The 17,555-nt window shown below is 54.3% G+C and carries 9 protein-coding genes; 5 read left to right on the forward strand and 4 right to left on the reverse strand.

The features are described from left to right. Positions 1 to 63 precede the first annotated feature (63 nt). From J2I48_RS23285 to J2I48_RS23295, 3 genes are all read left to right on the forward strand, one after another. The gene (locus tag J2I48_RS23285) at positions 64 to 2,481 is read left to right on the forward strand and encodes a glycosyl hydrolase family 28-related protein (RefSeq protein WP_207337917.1); all 2,418 of its coding nucleotides are present in this window, start codon (positions 64 to 66) and stop codon (positions 2,479 to 2,481) included. Positions 2,482 to 2,576: 95 nt separating this feature from the next. After that, positions 2,577 to 3,314, forward strand: coding sequence for a hypothetical protein (locus J2I48_RS23290; RefSeq protein ID WP_207337918.1), 738 nt, complete (start codon positions 2,577 to 2,579; stop codon positions 3,312 to 3,314). A 2-nt stretch (positions 3,315 to 3,316) separates the two neighbouring features. Continuing rightward, the gene (locus J2I48_RS23295; protein ID WP_207337919.1) at positions 3,317 to 4,075 is read left to right on the forward strand and encodes a carboxypeptidase-like regulatory domain-containing protein; all 759 of its coding nucleotides are present in this window, start codon (positions 3,317 to 3,319) and stop codon (positions 4,073 to 4,075) included. Positions 4,076 to 4,164: 89 nt separating this feature from the next. Here J2I48_RS23295 and J2I48_RS23300 read toward each other — a convergent pair whose 3' ends face one another. The 3 genes from J2I48_RS23300 to J2I48_RS23310 all read right to left on the reverse strand — a co-directional run bounded on the left by J2I48_RS23300 (position 4,165) and on the right by J2I48_RS23310 (position 9,050). Further along, entirely contained in the window at positions 4,165 to 6,894 is a 2,730-nt protein-coding gene (locus J2I48_RS23300; protein WP_207337920.1) for a valine--tRNA ligase, read from the reverse strand. Positions 6,895 to 6,940: 46 nt separating this feature from the next. Further along, on the reverse strand, positions 6,941 to 8,290 hold the full coding sequence (locus tag J2I48_RS23305; protein ID WP_207337921.1) for a TraB/GumN family protein: 1,350 nt from the start codon (positions 8,288 to 8,290) through the stop codon (positions 6,941 to 6,943). A 160-nt stretch (positions 8,291 to 8,450) separates the two neighbouring features. Next, a complete protein-coding gene (locus J2I48_RS23310; RefSeq protein ID WP_207337922.1) occupies positions 8,451 to 9,050 on the reverse strand; it encodes a YceI family protein in 600 nt (199 codons plus the stop codon). Between the two features lie 190 nt (positions 9,051 to 9,240). Between J2I48_RS23310 and J2I48_RS23315 the strand changes: the two genes are divergently transcribed. Further along, positions 9,241 to 14,856, forward strand: coding sequence for an alpha-2-macroglobulin family protein (locus J2I48_RS23315; protein WP_207337923.1), 5,616 nt, complete (start codon positions 9,241 to 9,243; stop codon positions 14,854 to 14,856). 4 nt (positions 14,857 to 14,860) lie between these two features. Here the strand turns inward: J2I48_RS23315 and J2I48_RS23320 are convergent, their stop codons facing one another. Beyond that, entirely contained in the window at positions 14,861 to 15,979 is a 1,119-nt protein-coding gene (locus J2I48_RS23320; protein WP_207337924.1) for a glycosyltransferase family 4 protein, read from the reverse strand. Between the two features lie 267 nt (positions 15,980 to 16,246). On the opposite strand from J2I48_RS23320, the gene J2I48_RS23325 reads away from it, so the two are divergent. Further along, positions 16,247 to 17,521: a hypothetical protein gene (locus J2I48_RS23325; RefSeq protein ID WP_207337925.1), complete on the forward strand. Its 1,275-nt coding sequence runs from the start codon at positions 16,247 to 16,249 to the stop codon at positions 17,519 to 17,521. Positions 17,522 to 17,555 lie beyond the last annotated feature (34 nt).

The following is a 17,555-nucleotide window of genomic DNA, read 5'->3' on the forward strand; positions in this document are numbered from 1 at the left end:
ACGAAAAATTAGGACTATATAATCACACGGGTATGATTGCTTTGTTCTACCAACTAACTATATATGAACCCCATACAGCGCCGTCGACTATTGATTGCCCTTTTATTAATTGCCGGGCTAATCGTTTCCGTTAACGGAAACGCGCAACAAACTTATTTTCCGTCGGCTAACGTATTCTGGAAAAATATCAAAACCGACTTTGGCGCCGTTGGCGATGGTGTTACCGATGACACGCAGGCGTTTCAGCGTGCCCTGAAAAGCTATATAAACCCCTACAATTCGCAGATTGCGGTGTTTGTCCCCAAGGGAACTTACCTCATAAAAGACAGCCTTCGTTCGCCAAACGGGTATTATGATGCGCTCTTATTGGTGCAGGGAGAGGATAAGGACCAGACGGTCATCAAGCTAGCCGATAATTCACCCAAATTCCAGAACGCAGGCAGCCCGCTAGCCATGTTTATTACACGGGGCGGCAATCAGGCATTTGGCAATTATTTCCATAACCTGACCATCAACACAGGATCGGGCAACGCGGGGGCTGTGGGGCTAAACTACGTTACGAGCAACTACGGGGCCATCCGAAACGTAAAAATCGTGTCGGGCGATGGCAACGGCTACTGCGGCATTTCGATGGAACAACAGTGGCCGGGGCCGGGACTACTTAAGGATGTGACCATCGACAGGCATCAGTTTGGTATTCGGGTGGCCACCTGCGAATACTCAATGACGTTTGAAGATGTGACGCTGACCAACCAAAAAACGGCGGGTCTCTACAACAGCTGCAATACCCTGTCTATTCGTAAGCTACAGAGCAACAACCAGGTTACAGCTATTGATAATCAGGGACGTATTGTACTCATTGACAGTAAGTTAAATGGCGGGTTGAACGCCAATGCAGCCATAAAAAACTGCACGGGCTGCCTGCTGTTTGCTCGCAACGTAGAAACAACCGGCTACAACCCGGCTATTTTACTGGGCAACACGCCCGCCCCTACGCCCGCTACCATCACCGAATACCTGACATCGGCCAACCCGGCTGCGCAGGACTACTCGCAGTTTGCCAGTGATGGTAAAACCCTCAACCTGCCCATTGAAGAAACCCCCAACTACGTCAACAATACCCCCGCCGACTGGGCCGACGTAACCACCTACGGCGCCAACCCAACCAACCCCATCTACGCCTTTTCTGATGCTACGGCGGGTATTCAGGCCGCGCTCAATTCGGGCAAAAAGGTGGTTTACCTAGGCAAAATCGGTGACAATGGCACCAGCTATTGCGTCTACGCCGACATTGTGGTGCCTGCCTCAGTCGAGCTGATCACGGGCCTGACCCTGGCGAAGTTTGCTTTCTATAACGGAAGCCGATTCGTTATCAACAGCAACGGGAGCGCACCTCTGCACATCGAGGGTCTGCGCAACGTACGGGTTCATAACAACAGCCAACGTACGGTGGTGATGCGCAGCACAGCGGAGTCGGAATACACCAACACCGCGCAAAACACCAACGGCAAAGTGTTCATTGAAGATGCCCCTATGCCGTTTCGCCCTCGGTTTCCGGTGCAGTTTTGGGCACGTCAGCTTAACCCGGAGGTGCAGCCCGAAAACGAAAAAGACCTCGACAACAACGGGGGTAAGTTTTGGATACTGGGCCTGAAAACAGAAGGACGGGCGGTTATTGCCAACACCACCAACGGGGGCCTCACCGAAATACTGGGCGGTTTGGTGTACCCGGCTTCGTCATTTTCGGGCAATCAGCAACCCGCTTTCACAATCAACAACGCGCAGTTTAGCCTGGTGGGCGTGACCATGACCAGCTACGTGAACAACGGGTGGTACGGCATTGGGGCCATAGAGACGCAGGGGAGCGTAACCAAATCGTTTCCGGCCAGCACAATCTGGAGCCAGACGCCCTACAATTTTACGTTCTACCGCAGCCAAAGCGCCAACCTGCCCGTTACGCTGATCTCGTTTACCGCCAGAGCGACCGATACCTACCTGGCCACCCTCAGCTGGCGCACCACGAGCGAACGCAACAACGCCTATTTCGACGTTGAGCGTAGCCCCGACGCACAGACGTTTGTCCAGTTGGGGCGGGTAAACGGCATGGGGACCACGACCGCCACGCAAACCTACCAGTTTACCGACGAGGCTCCCCCCACCGGTGTTAGCTATTACCGACTGAAACAGGTCGACACAGATGGCAGCCTTACGTATTCGCCGGTCCGGGCGGTCACGATCAATCGCCCAGACGCGGGGTTGCGCTTGCTGGCCAACCCCGTTGGTGAGCAACTTCAGGTGGTTGGGTTGGTGCCGCAAACGATTATGGAATTGACCGACATGACCGGCCACTTGTACCACCGGCAGCTGACCACCACTGCCGATACCACCGTTGACGTGCGCACCTGGCCCGCCGGTGTGTATTTGCTTCGGGCTGTCGATGCAGGCGGTACACAGACAAAACGAGTGCTGGTGTCGCGGTAGGAACACGGCGTACTGCGGGCCGGTGCCTCGTTTTTGGCCAAACAGCCTGGCGCAACAGAGCATAATTTACGTATCTTGTTGTAAACGAACCGCCTATGCGCCTGGCCACAACGTTGTCTATCCCCACACCCTGCCCCGAATCGTGGGCGAACATGAACCCCACACCAGGCGGGCGGCACTGTACGTCTTGCCAGCAGGTGGTGCAGGACTTCACTCAGTTCACCGACGCTGAGTTAGTTGCTTGGTTTGCGCAACACAATGGCCCCGCTTGCGGCCGCCTACGAGACGATCAACTGAATGTAGTGCTGTATGACTCCCAGCCAACCGCTAGCCTGGCGGGCAGGTGGGTACGCTGGGCAGTGGCACTGGTCATGGGCTGGCAAACGGCGCAGGCACAAACCGCTTCGCCAAATCCAGCTTCCAGCCGGGTGGCGTTACCGGCAACGGTCCCGCTGACTCCCCGACAAACCGTACTCATTGGCAAAGCTGAGGAACCAGTCCTTTTCTTTGTTCGCGGGCAGGTGCGTTACGCCAACGATGAGCCAGCCCAGGTGCGGGTCTGGAAGAATCAGGACGTTCAGCTCTACACCGATCAAGTCGGCAACTTCGAGGTCCCCATTTTTGCCTCCGATCAGCAGGCTGATTCGTTGAAAATTCGCATCAGCGGCGGCGACGCAATCATAACAGTGTCGACCAAACAGGTTGGGCCGCCAATCCTGGTTAAGCTGGACCACTCTCCATACACAATTATGGGTGGGGGTATTGTGGCTAAGCGCGCGCCTCTTCCCAGAAGGGCCTGGTGGTCTCTGAAACGGCTGTTTGCCAAAAAATAACCATGCTCAAGCTCGCCATACCTACGCCCTGCACTCAAGCTTGGGATGAGATGCAGCCCGAAGCAGGCGGGCGGCACTGCGCTTCCTGCCGGAAGGTGGTGCAGGATTTTAGCCAGTTTACCGATGCTGAAGTGGTCGCTTGGTTTGCGCAGCATGAAGGCCCCGTCTGTGGCCGCCTCCGCGACGGTCAGTTGCAGACTTCGTTGTATGATAATCAGTCTGTTGCTGCAACGGATGGTAGTCATTGGTTGCGCTGGGCGGTGGCGCTGGTGATGGGCTGGCAAACGGCAAAAGCCCAGCAAGGTCCACCAACACAGGATTTAACCCCGCCCCCACTGCCTGTGCAGGTAGCAACAACAGCGAAAAAAGTGGCGGCTCCCGTTCGTACACCAGACCGTGGGTATACGCTTTACTCAATAGCTGGTAAGGTTGTAGACGACCAAAACCACCCCCTTCCCGGCATCAACGTGATACTAAAAGAGCTTAACCGGGGCACTGTGACAGATACCAGTGGTGCATTTACGCTGACCATTTACAAAGCAGATGAAGGAAAACCAATACGCCTGTTCTTTACCCAAATCGGCCTCGCTTCCCAGGAAATGACTGTTACGCCCGAAAACAGGAGCGCATTGGTGGTGAAGATGAAAGAGGAAATCGTAGCGTTTATGGGCGAAGTAGTAGTCACGTCTTACTCACGCCCGCCAAGCCCAATACGAAAGGTTCAGCACTCGCTAAAACGGCTGTTCATCCGCGATAAATAGGCCACAAAAAATGCCCCTCCAGCGCTGGAGGGGCATTTTTTGTGGCCTGATGTGTGGCTGGCGTGTGTGAGCCGCAAAATCTTGCGGCTCTACAGGCCCCGCAACTGCTTTATGCGTTCTTCTAAGGCGGCGATTTTGGCGTTGGCGTCGGCAATTTTCTGGCGTTCGCGCTCCACTACTTCGGGTTTAGCGTTGGCCACGAATTTTTCGTTGCTGAGCTTTTTCATCACCGAATCGCGGAAGCCGGTTTGGTAATCGAGGTCCTTCTGAGCGTTGATAAGCTCCTGCGCTGGGTCGAGCTCGTCGGCAAGGTCAACGTAGAACTCGTCGCCTTTAATCAGGAACGACGTGGCGTTGTCGGGTCGGGCTGCGTTCAGCTTCTCTGACACATACGTAATTTCTGAGACGTTGGCCATCTTCCGAATCATGCTTTCTAGTTCGGCAAACCGGTCTGGCGATGCCGTGCGAATGGCCAGCGGCAGGGCCACTTTGGGCGCTATCTGCTTGCTATTGCGGATGTTACGAATGCTGCTGATGATCTCAAAAAGCACCTCAAAATCGGCCAGCACGGCAGTATTTACACCGCCGGGCCTCGGCGTTGGGTATTTACCTACGCATAGGCTTTCGCCGGGCTTGCGTTCGCGAATTTCCTGCCAGATTTCTTCGGTGATAAACGGCATAAACGGGTGCGCCAGGGCCATCAGCCGCTCGAAGAGGTTGATCGTGGTATCGTACGTTTCGCGGTTAATCGGTTCCGACGTGCCGGTTTCGGCGTTGTAGGCGGGCTTAATGAGTTCGAGGTATTGCGAACAGAAATCATCCCAAATCAACTTGTAGATGCTCTGGAGGGCATCTGAGATACGGAACTTGCCCAAATGGTCTTCAATTTCCAGCAGCGAGGCGTTCAGCTTGGCCTTGAACCAGGTGATGGGTAATGCGGAGCGACCCTCAGCCCCCTGCTCTACGCCTTCTGCTATCGTCCACCCCTTTACCAACCTGAATGCGTTCCAAATTTTGTTGCAGAAGTTGCGGCCCTGTTCGCAGAGTTTTTCGTCGAACGGCAGGTCATTGCCGGCGGGTGAGCTGAAGAGCATACCCGTGCGGACACCGTCGGCCCCGTATTGGTCGATAAGATCGAGCGGGTCGGGGGAGTTGCCCAGCGATTTCGACATTTTACGGCCCAGTTTGTCGCGCACGATGCCCGTGAGGTACACATTTTTGAATGGCTCCTGCCCCCGGTATTCATAGCCGGCAATGATCATCCGGGCCACCCAGAAAAAAAGGATTTCGGGAGCCGTTACCAGATCATTGGTGGGGTAGTAATAGTTGATCTCTTCGTTATCCGGGTTGCGGATACCGTCGAACACCGAGATAGGCCATAACCACGACGAAAACCAGGTGTCGAGCACGTCTTCATCCTGGGTTAAATCAGCCTCGGTCATGGCGAAGAGCAGCTTTTCGTGCTGCACTTTCCGCAGGGCTTCACGCTTGTTTTTGGCCACGATGATCGTACCGTCCTGCATGTAAAACGCCGGAATCTGCTGTCCCCACCACAGTTGGCGGCTGATGCACCAGTCACGGGGCGCTTCCATCCAGGACCGGTACATGTTCTTGAATTTGGGCGGCACCAACTGCACCACATCCTCCATTACGGCCTTCAACGCAGGTTGGGCCAGGTCCTCCATCTTCAAAAACCACTGCAACGACAGCTTCGGCTCGATCACGGCGTTGGTCCGTTCCGAGAAGCCCACGTTGGAGGTGTATTCCTCCACTTTCTCCAGATTACCGGCCTCGTCCAGCAGCTTCACAATGGCCTTCCGCGCCGCAAACCGGTCCATCCCGACCAGAATCTGGGCTTTCTCGTTCAGGGTGCCATCGTCGTTGAGCAGGTCAATAACGGGTAGGTTGTGTTTGATGCCCAGTTCGTAGTCGTTGGGGTCGTGGGCGGGGGTTACTTTCAGGCCGCCCGTACCAAAATCCATCGTAACATACTCGTCCAGAATGATTGGGATCTCCCTGTTAATCAAGGGAATACGTACCTTTTTACCGTGCAGGTGGATATACCGCTCGTCATTGGGGTTCACCGCTACGGCTGCATCGGCCATGATAGTTTCAGGCCGGACGGTGGCGATGGTAACGGAGTTTAGAGCCGAGAGCGCAGAGCTAAGAGGCAGTTCTTTGCTCTCGGCTCTTCGCTCTACGCTGCCAACCACTTCATACCTAATATAATACAGCTTCTGCTGAACTTCCTTCGTGATTACCTCTTCGTCGGAAACGGCGGTTTTGCCCTGGGGGTCCCAGTTCACCATGCGCACGCCCCGGTAGATCTGGCCTTTGTTATAGAGGTCTACAAACACGTCGATCACCGACTCATACAGCGCCGGGTCCATCGTAAAGCGGGTGCGGTCCCAGTCGCAGGAGGCCCCGATTTTGCGAAGCTGCTGGAGAATGATGCCGCCGTATTTTTCTTTCCACTCCCAGGCGTAAGCCAGAAATTCGTCACGGCTGAGGTCTTTTTTCGAAATGCCCCGCTCTTTCAGCATGGCCACTACTTTGGCTTCGGTGGCAATGCTGGCGTGGTCGGTGCCGGGCACCCAACAGGCGTTTTTTCCCTCCATGCGCCCCTTCCGAATCAGCACGTCCTGAATGGTATTGTTGAGCATGTGGCCCATGTGCAGCACACCCGTCACGTTGGGCGGTGGAATCACGATGGTGTAGGGTTCGCGCTCGTCGGGGGTAGAGGTAAACAGCTTATTATCAAGCCAATACTGATACCATTTGGCTTCGATCTCTTGGGGGGAATACGTCTTCGCAATCATGCAGTCAGCTCGGCGGGTGCCGATTTAAGACCGCAAAAATACGAATTTAACGCGGGGAAGGGGTAGTCTGGGCCTCAACAGAATCGGGCACTAGCTGCTGTTTTCCCTTTTCCCAAACGGTAAGCGCAGGTGAGTTCTTGACCACAAAAACGTACTGAAAGTAGTCTGTTGTCACGTGGTTTTGAGGGTCATCGGGCGACATTTTAGAACCGGTAAAGCCCCCTACCTTCACCAGATGCAGAGCGTTGCGGTAAGGTGAACCGTCCGCATCGAGCCGGAAAAGGGTTGTTTCACCCGAACCGGCCAGTTTAGCCAGTTCATTAAACCCATCTACCTTAAACACGTGCCCGTCGGCATTGAGCAATTTCGATTGCTGAAACTCGCCTTTGTCCCGGAATATAAACGGCAGGTTGCGGCGATGAATAAGCATATAGCTATCGCCGAACAAAATGGGCATCGTCATCACCCGGAGACCCGCCTTTCCCAGCAATTCCGCCACGCCTCGACTTTTGTTGACCGTGGCTTTCATCACGTGTGTATAGCCCCAGAGGCCGTATAATTTCTGGCCTTTCAGCCCGCGTTCCCGTATCAGGAACTGTGTGAGTCGGGCGGCAATTTCGTCGCGAGTGCGAATATTTTCGGTATAAAGGCACAGAGCCTCAATAATTTGAAAAAAGTTAATATTTTGATTTTCAAGCCATTGCTTGTACACAATGGGTTGTGCCAAACGGTCGGCGCGGATGGCCTTTGCGAAAGGGAGCACCTGGCCAATAGACAATTTTGGCTGTTGGCACACCCGAATCAGACTATCAAGTTCAGGACAAGCACCCGCCGGGCGAGGTCGTTGACGAACGATGGCGCGCAGTTGCGGCAAGGCATAATAGCCGTTCTGCTGAAACCAGTCTACACCCAGAAACTGAATCCGGGCCGAATCGGGCAGGGTGTGGTTATAAGCTCTGATGCGTATCAGCTTATTATAGAATTCCTGATTTCCCCACTGCGACGTGCCCGCGTGGGTTTGTCTGAGGAAACCCGAAAACAGCGAGTCGAGCAAAGGCGTTTGCCCAGTTTCGAGGTATGCGTTCACGAGTGCAGCCTGTGCCCCGTCCATTTCGGCCAGGTAATACCGCAGCCCTACCCGCTGGTTGAGGTGCTTGAGTAAGGCAAAGTCGAGGGTTTGCGGGGTGGCATAACCATGTACTTCGCCCAGCATAAACAGGTCGTGCTGGTAAAAAGAGGTGTCGAAAAGGGCATACGATTGGGGCGTTTCGGGCAGCAAAATAGCCTTGTGCTGACTGAGGTAGTCAGCTTGTATGTTTTGGCCCTCGGCATAGGGTAGTGTCTGCTTAAGGAGTAGCAGGCCCAGAATTAGCGAAATAAGCAGGGTCGTTTTCATGCCCGTGTTCGTGGTTGGTTCAACAGGCACAAACGTAAAAACACCCCACCGACCAGTACAGGCAAATGGGGTGTTCGGCACAGTTTGGGACGTTTAGCAGGCTACTGCCTACGCCTTTACGTAGATGGCCTGTTTCATCACCTGGCAAAGTCTACGACCGTTATTTCTTCTCGGCCATAGCAGCATCCTGCTTTACAAATTCGCCGTTGGCTTTCAACTCCACCTCATCGCTTACTACGGCTACGGGGATGGTACCCACCGCAAAGTCGGACCGCTTGATGGTGCCGCTTATCTTCAAACCGGCCTTTTCCTGCTTGCCACGGGGGTTCTCCATCACCACCGGTCCCGTCAGCACGGCATCGAGCGCAATGGGTTTGGTAACGCCGTGCATGGTCAGGTTGCCCATGAGCTTGTATTTCTTTCCCTCTACTTTCTGAAATGACGTGCTTTTGAACGTCAGCGACGGAAACTTGGCCACATCGAAAAACTTCTCACTTTTCAGGTCGTTGTCGCGGTAGTCACTTTCCGTATTAATCGTGTTCACGTCGGCAGTCAGATCAACTACCAGGTCCGACAGGTCTGGTTTAGTAGCTGTCAGCTTAGCGTCGAAGGTTTTGAAGTTACCATCAACTTCAGAGAGCATCAGGTGCGTTACGGTGAAGCCCACGCGTGAGTGCGCTTTGTCGGCTTTCCAAGTGGTTTGGGCGTAAGTGGCTGATAACGAGAGCAGCGCGGCGAAAGAAAGCAGGGTAGTTTTCATATGGTTTTTGAGGTTTTTTACAGAAGTAAACTACGTGTCTCTACACGAAAAGTCAAACCAAGTGCCGAGACAGAGCCGTTTTGTGCCGACGTAAGGGGCAGCTGATCAGCCATTCAGTCACTACCCTCCTACCTATATATCAACGCTTCCAAATTATGCGTTAATTGGCCGGTCTTAACCCCGGCCTTTCATGTACCCTCCCTTCCGCGCCCGCCTGCTGCCCGTTGTGCTGCTGTGCCTGCTATTGACCCACTGCGCCCGTCTCTCCAACACCGTTCAGGTAACAGGCCGCAACTTCAATGAGGAAATTCAGCAGGCGCAGAACCTGATTTTCTCGTTCAACAAAAACGTTGGCCCCAGCACAAGCAACTGGGAATCAACGCCTTATATTACCTTCAAACCTGCTATTGCCGGGAAATTTCGCTGGACATCACCGAACGAACTGGTCTTTTCGCCCGAAACCAGCTTCGACCCCGCCACCAATTACCGCGCCGAACTGACGAAGGAAATCATCAAGGCAGCACCCGACAAAGGCCTGTCGGTGTCGGGCGATGAGATTGCGTTTCACACGCCTTACCTGCAACTCACCGGCACCGAAACCTGGTGGACGCGTGACCGCGACGGGGGTAAACCCGTGGCTAAATCACGATTGGTGTTTAATTACGATTTGCCCGCCGCCGAGGTAGCTACCCGTTTGCAGATGCAGTCGGAAGAACAAAAACTGACTACGGGCAGTATACAGGCCGGTCAGGCAGGGTCGGCACTTATGTCGGGTACCAACGGCGGGCTTGTCGTAACCCTGCCCGACGCCCCCGCTGAGGCCAACGAACGGCCACTTTCGGTACACCTCGACAAAGGGCTGAAAGTGCCCGGCACGGCCTACGAGAGCAAAGATGTGATTGAACAAACAGCCACCTTACCTACGCCGAAGCGGCTTGAGGTGGGCGACGTGCAAACGGGCTATTCGGCCCAAAAAGGGTTCATCCGCGTAGCCACCACGCAGGCTTTGCAAAACGAAAACCTAAGCCAGTACTACACCATTCAGCCCACGGTGCAGACCACCGCCGAACTCACGGAAAACGGCCTGCTGATTCGCGGCGATTTCAACGAAACCGACACCTACGTCCTCACACTCACCACAGCCATGCGCGGGGTGCTGGGGCCGAAACTGGCCGAACCCGTTTCACGCGATGTGTTTTTTGGACAGATGCCCGCCGGACTGGAATTTGCCCAGAAAAAGGCCCTGTACCTCTCCTCAAAAGGGTCAAGAAACGTGGGGCTGACGATTACCAACGTACCCAAAGTGCAGGTAAAAATTGCCCGGTTGTTTGAGAACAATATCCTGCAATTCCTGAAAAACAATCGTTACGAAGACTACAACGATGGTGGCGAAGCAAGTGGTTCCTTCACCTACGGCAACGACGAAAACGGGGATCTAAGCCAGGTATTGGTCAATAAACTGGTGGAAACGAGCGATTTACCTAAAGTGCGGGGTACGTCGGCTTTGAACCTGTCTATTCCTGACACCAGCCCCACGCAGACCGGCAGGCCCCTGCGCGGCACGTACCTGGTGTCGGTGCAGTCGGAAAACGAAGCCTATGTATCAGCCACGCAACTGGTGTCGGTGTCGGATATTGGGCTGATTGTGCGGAAATCGGCTGATGATATATTGGTGTGGGCCAATTCCATTCAGACCACCGACGCGCTGAGTGGGGTGGAGGTGTCGCTGGTGAGCAGCAATAATCAGACGGTATATACCCTGAAAACGGACAGCGACGGGTTTGCGCGGTTCGAGAAGGTGGCCGAGAAAGCGCCCGGTTTCACCATCGCCATGCTCACCGCCCGGCAGGGTGGCGAGGCCGAACCGGGCGATTTCAATTTCCTGTATCTGGCTGATACCGAAGTAGAAACGTCGCGGTTTGAGGTTGATGGTAAACGCAACAGCGCGGCGGGCATCGATGCGTTTATCTACGGTGACCGCAGCATCTACCGCCCCGGCGAAACGATCCACCTGAACACAATTCTGCGCAAAGCCGCCGCTCAGAACGTGGGCGCCATTCCACTGACTATCAAGATCTTATTACCCAACGGTAACGAGTATCAGCAGCTTCGCCAAACCACCAACGAGCAGGGAGCTGTCACCGCCGATATTCCCGTCGACCCTGCCGCCGTCACGGGCAGCTACACTGTAGAGGTCTACGATGGCAACAATTCGCTGCTGGCCTCTAAGGCGTTGAGTATTGAAGAGTTTATTCCCGACCGCATCAAAGTCGATGTGAAAACCGACCGCGACGCCTACCGGTCAGGGCAAACGATCACGCTGTCGGCCACGGCGCAGAACCTCTTTGGCCCACCCGCCGCCGACCGCGCCTATGAGGCCGAACTACAACTGAAACGTAAGGAATTTGCGCCCAAAGGCTACACTGACTACACCTTCACGATCCCGTCGGCGCAGCAGGTGCCGGGCCAACCGGCCCCCGGCACGTTCGAAAAAGTGTTGCGGCAGGGGCGCACCAACGGCACCGGGCAGTTTACCGAGGTCTTCGACATCCCCGCCACCTACCACGACATGGGCCTGCTGGACGGCAAACTGTTCATCACTGTTTTCGACGAAAATGGCCGACCCGTTAACCGGCTGCGGCGGTTCGAGGTGCAAACGCAGGATGTGCTCTATGGCGTCCGTATGGCTGATCGCTACTTGACCACCAACACCCCGCTGGCCGTAGAAGTGGTGGGCCTAAACGCCGCTGGTATTCCTCAGAATGCCTCGGCGCAGGTGCAGGTAGTGCGGTTCGACTACCAGACGGTAATGGAGAAACAGGAAGGCGGCAGTATCAAATACAACACCAAACGCCGCGAGAAAGTGGTGTATACCAACGTATTGCGGCTGTCGGGCAAACCTGCGCAGTTCAAGTACGTGCCCACGGTGTCGGGCGAATATGAGGTACGCGTACGGAGGCCCAACCAACCCGCCGATGCGGCGCTGGGCGTGTTGGGCTACACCGCCGCCGACTTTTACGCCTATGGCTACGGCAGCACTACGGCCTCGTCGTTTGTTGTGAGCACAGAAGGGCAGGTACTAATGGAGTTCGACAAGCCTACCTACGAAACTGGTGGCAAGGTAAACGTCCTGTTCAAGGCACCCTTTAACGGTAAGATGCTGGTGACGGTAGAACGCAACAATGTGCTGGAACAGAAATGGTTAACAGTCGAAAATAAGGCGGCTCAATGGTCTTTTTCCGTAGGCGAAGATCACATGCCCAACGTCTACGTCACGGCCACACTCATCCGCGCCATGGACGGCACCGACCTGCCGCTCACTGTGGCCCACGGCTTTGCACCCGTCACCGTGACCAACCCCGACACGAAGCTGCCCGTAACGATTGAGGCCGTGGCGACGTCGTATTCCAAGACCAAGCAGACCATCCGGGTCAAGACCGCCCGCAACACCGAAGTGACCGTGGCAGTGGTTGACGAGGGTATTTTACAGTTGAAAAACGACAAAACCCCTGATCCCCACGGCTTCTTTTTCCAGAAACGCGCCCTGGAAGTGCAAGCCTATGATGGTTACGCGCTGCTTTATCCCGAACTCATGTTCCGCAACCGGTCGAGTTCGGGCGGGGACGGGTATGATCTGGAGCGGCGCGTTAACCCCTTGAGCAACAAGCGGGTGCAACTGGTAGCCCTCTGGAGTGGCATCCTGAAAACGGGCTTTTCGGGCGAGGCTGAGTTTACGATTGATATTCCGCAGTTTTCGGGATCATTACGCGTGATGGCCGTGGCCTGGAAAGACAACGCGTTTGGGTCGGCGGAGAAAAACATGATCGTCTCAGACCCCGTGGTCATTAGCGCAGGCGTACCCCGGTTTCTTTCGCCGGGCGATGAGTTGACCTTGCCTGTGACGTTAAATAACACAACCAAAAACGCGGCGGGTCTCACGGCCACGGTCAGCGTGGGTGGGCCGCTGGAAGTCGTCACCAGCACTGCGCCAGCCCCCAGCATCACCGATTCAACGGGCGCTGTAGTGCCAACGCCAACCGCGGGAGCCGCCACACCGGCCACCCAAAAACTAACCGTGCCCGCTGGCCGCGAAAGCCGGGTCACGTACCGGGTACGCTCGACGGGGGGTGTTGGGCCGGGGCATATCACGGTGACAGTCAATGCGTTGGGTAAGAATTACGTGGAGCGCACCGACATCACCGTCCGGCCTGCTGCGCCGTTGCAAAAGACCACCGTGGCGGGTGTGGTAGCAGGCGGACGGACGCAAACGATCTCGCTCACGGGCAATTTCCTGCCCGGCACCACGCGTAATAGCCTGACCATCAGTCGGTCGCCAGTAGTGCAGCAAGCCAAAACGCTGACGTATCTGCTGGGCTACCCGTATGGTTGCACGGAACAAACGATCTCGAAAGCCTTTCCGCAGCTGTATTTTGCCGATCTCACGCGGTCGGTGCAGAAGGGCAACGTATACACGGTTAGTCAGGGAGATTCGGACTTCAACCCAGCCACCAACGTCCGGGCGGCATTGCAACAGATCGACAGCAGGCAGTTGTACAACGGCGGCGTCACACTCTGGTCGGACCAAAACACCGAAGACCCCTGGGCCACAGCCTACGCCCTACATTTCATGACCGAAGCCGCTAAAGCCGGGTTCGAGGTACGGGCCGAATCGCAGAGCAAAGCCATCGACCGGCTTACCACGCTCACGAGCAACCCGGCTCTGGAACGTGAGTCGGTGTATGACGAAACCGGGGGCCGCACCGACCGCGACGTAGCTAGCCGAACCACCATCTACGGCCTCTATGTGCTGGCCAACGCGGGCAAGCCCAACCGCGCCGCCATGAGCTACTACAAAGACGCCGCCGACAAGCTACTCTCGACTGACGAGCGCTACCTCTTGGCCACCGCCTATGCCCGCCTCGGTGATGAGAAAAACAGCAATGCCCTGTTGCCCAAACAGTATGCGCTGACGGCTGGTGAGCGACAAACGGGTGGAAGCTATTCGTCACCCATCCGGAATATCGCGCTGGTATTGAGCGCGTTGGTAGATGCCGACCCTGATAATTTGCAGGTACCCACGCTGGCCCGGCAACTGAATACGGTGGTACAGCAAAGTCCGTATCTGAATACGCAGGAGGCTGCATTTGCGTTTTTAGCGCTGGGTAAATTGGCCCGCCAAAACGCAGGCAGCACCGCCACCGCCACCCTGGCGGGAGGTAGTAAAAGCCTGGGTAATTTCACCGGCGAGGATCTGCTTCTGCGCAAACTACCTACTAATCAGCCGCTTACGCTGACCACCAAAGGTACCGGCAGCCTGTATTATTTTGGGCAAAGTGAGGGCGTTCCCATCAGCGGCAGCGTGCCCGACGAAGACCGGGGCCTCACCGTGCGCCGCACGTTCCTCACCCGCGACGGCGCGCCCATGAACCGATTCAAACAAAATGATTTGGTGGTGGTGAAGCTGACGGTGGCGAGTACTACCGGCCTACCCGTGGAGAACGTGGTCCTTACTGATCTGTTACCCGCAGGTTTTGAAGTTGAAAACCCGCGCTTGGTCAGTCAGGCAAAAGATGGCGACGGGCGGGATTTGAGTTGGGCAAAAGACGCCAGCACCCCCGATCATTTCGACGTTCGCGACGACCGGATTAACTACTTCACCTCGGCGGGCCAAAAGCCAAAAACGTTTTATTACATGGTCCGGGCGGTGTCACGGGGTACGTTCATCCTCGGCCCCGCCTCCGCCGATGCCATGTATAACCCTGAGTTACGCAGTTATCATGGAGCGGGAAAGTTGCGAGTCGAGTAGCGTTTCAGTTCAGTTCACTCATGTAAGCATCCCATTGCTTATATAATTTATCAGGAGCGAAATCAAGCGCTCGTCTTCTGGAAACGGCCGGATCAACTCCGATCCGGCCATCCATAAGGTCAATCATGGCAGTGGCAAAATCGTCTACATCCCAGCTAGAAACTACCTTACCCATCCCATCGGTCATAATATCGGTCACACCGCCACTATCGAACGTGATGATAGGTTTTCCCAGATAAGCTGCCTCTATGTTGACCATGCCAAATGTTTCTTCATGCGACAGCAACAGGAAGGCATCCATCAAAGCCATATGTTCGTAATAGGTTTCTTTTAACGCTCCTGTCAGAATCACGTTTGTATGACCGTAATAAGCTAATTCACAGCGCATATAGTATTCAGCAGCATTGTCTGACCCACCGCCCATCCAGAGAAAATAACAGGTACGGCCGGCCTGTTTCATACGGCTAGCTAATTGCGGCAGGTAATCAATGCCTTTCCGGTAGATCAAACTACCCGACATTCCCCAAACAAAAGCATTATCAGGTATTTGGTAATGCTTCCGCAGAGCAGCTACCCGCCTAGGGTCGGGATTTATTTCGGTCAAATCAATAGATGGATACAGCAATTTGGGTGATGCGACGCCCAGAATTTTCAGCGATTTACAGGCTGTTTTTGATAAACCAAAAACCAGTTTAGCTTCCAGCATCTGTGCTAGTTCATGTTTTTTCACAGGTTCGTAGAGCACATAGGGCATTTCTGATACATGGGCAATCGTCTGTACACCCACGCGGTTAGCCAGTTTAGCTATATGGGCCATCATAATGGTATTCAGATACCAAAAATCAGGCTTGTATTTGTTGTGTACAGCTAAAATTCGACGTTCATAAGCCATTATTCCCGCTGCGCTCATCACTTTACTAACCGTCCGATTTAGTAGCCCTTCATTATATGGCGATGTGTGAAATGGTATCGATCTTGGCAAGTCGTTTTTCATCGATCCGACCTGATCGGCATACATAATTGCCTCATAATGGGTGTTGTCAAGCTGCTTTATAATATTCCAGAGCAACATCTCCGAACCGGTGCGGCCACCAAATGGTGTAAAAAATAAGATTCGCTTCATAAAGTGACTCGAAGAACAATAGTATGGCTACCAGTTTATAAAATGGCCTTTCCGAGTGGCGTAAAAATAACTGTTATTGGCCTACCTGTACTTGTCGACAGGCTATCTAGTGATGATACAAAAAACAGGTAATTTATTCTACAGTTTATGTAGAATCTTACAATCAGATCAGTATTGGAATTGGCCCTGTAGCGTCAGAAACGGCATTGGTACCAAATTTGAGCCGTTCATTCGTTGACATTTATCTCAACTAAAAATTTCAACGTTATGAAACGCAACGTATGGGTAGTAGGGGCTATGCTGGCTGCCATCACCAGCTTATCGTCGTGCGCAACGGTAGAAGGGTGGCTCTATAAAGATGATAACCAGGCCCGCAAATCAACGGCGACATCAGACCGCAACGACCGGTCCCGGTCATCCGACGACGGCCGTGGTTCGTTTGCCCGCCGTGACGATGACCGGAATACGTCGTCACGTCAGGACCGGGGTAGCTCATATAACAACCGGTATGCATCGGGTAGAGACAGTAACTCATCAGACGATCGGTATGCGTCGAACCGGAACTACAGCTCGTATAACAACCGGTATACCTCAGACCGCAGTAACGACTCTTCCAACGACCGCGATTACAACCAGACTGATCGATACTCATCAAACAGCCGCCGTTCTTCCAACTCGAACGGCTACGACCGTAACTCAGACCGGTACAATACCCAGGATCCTGGCTACAACGATCAGACATACAGCAACAGTAGCCGGAACAACAACGATCGGAGCTACAACAACCGCAGCTACAACGATCGCAACGACAATAGCCGAAATGGTTATAATGACCAGAGTTATAACACTCGAAACGACAACGATCGAGATAACCAGCAGTCGAACAATTACCACGGCCGCACGGCAAATGATCGGATGTCGAACGATTACGGCTACAGCGGCCAGAATTACGATGTAGACGATAGCAACCGCTACAACAGTAATCGTAACGATCAGCAGCAGCGGCAGCAGCGCAACGATTCGTATTCTAGCCGGAATATGAACAGCAACCCTAGCTACGACAGCTACAACAATGGTTCGTCGAATGCATCGGGTATGATGGGATCAAGACGCGACTCATATGGCAGTAACGGTAATCGCGAGATGGGCGACTCGAGCATGACAGGTGGTTCGGGCCAGCTGGGCAATGGTTACCGCGATACGAACACCGGCGACCGTACGAATGGGAACACAAATGACCGTTTTACTAATGACCGGCAGGACCTGATGGCCCAACTCGACGAGACCATCGGCAAACTCGACAAGCAACTGGACGGCATGAAAAATGCCGCGCCTAACGAGAACAGGAATGCCCGCAAGTCGCGCGAAGACGGTACCAAAACGCTTCAGGATCAGCGTCGGCAACTAACCGATCAGGCCTACAAAGTGCAGCGTACGTCTGAAAATGACTTCCGGCAGGTACGCCGTGAGACGAATCGCCTGATTGACCAGACAGAAGATGCACTAGATAAGATGGCGCAGCCAGCAGACGGCAAAAAGTAATGGTTCTGACAAACAGATCGGTCGGTACCAACTT

This window comes from Fibrella aquatilis, from assembly GCF_017353255.1.
Taxonomy (GTDB): Bacteria; Bacteroidota; Bacteroidia; order Cytophagales; family Spirosomataceae; genus Fibrella; species Fibrella aquatilis.

Coding starts and splice junctions, on each gene's coding strand:
- J2I48_RS23285 (WP_207337917.1), top strand. CDS start 64: ATGAACCCCATACAGCGCCGTCGACTATTGATTGCCCTTTTATTAATT.
- J2I48_RS23290 (WP_207337918.1), top strand. CDS start 2,577: ATGCGCCTGGCCACAACGTTGTCTATCCCCACACCCTGCCCCGAATCG.
- J2I48_RS23295 (WP_207337919.1), top strand. CDS start 3,317: ATGCTCAAGCTCGCCATACCTACGCCCTGCACTCAAGCTTGGGATGAG.
- J2I48_RS23300 (WP_207337920.1), bottom strand. CDS start 6,894: ATGATTGCGAAGACGTATTCCCCCCAAGAGATCGAAGCCAAATGGTAT.
- J2I48_RS23305 (WP_207337921.1), bottom strand. CDS start 8,290: ATGAAAACGACCCTGCTTATTTCGCTAATTCTGGGCCTGCTACTCCTT.
- J2I48_RS23310 (WP_207337922.1), bottom strand. CDS start 9,050: ATGAAAACTACCCTGCTTTCTTTCGCCGCGCTGCTCTCGTTATCAGCC.
- J2I48_RS23315 (WP_207337923.1), top strand. CDS start 9,241: ATGTACCCTCCCTTCCGCGCCCGCCTGCTGCCCGTTGTGCTGCTGTGC.
- J2I48_RS23320 (WP_207337924.1), bottom strand. CDS start 15,979: ATGAAGCGAATCTTATTTTTTACACCATTTGGTGGCCGCACCGGTTCG.
- J2I48_RS23325 (WP_207337925.1), top strand. CDS start 16,247: ATGAAACGCAACGTATGGGTAGTAGGGGCTATGCTGGCTGCCATCACC.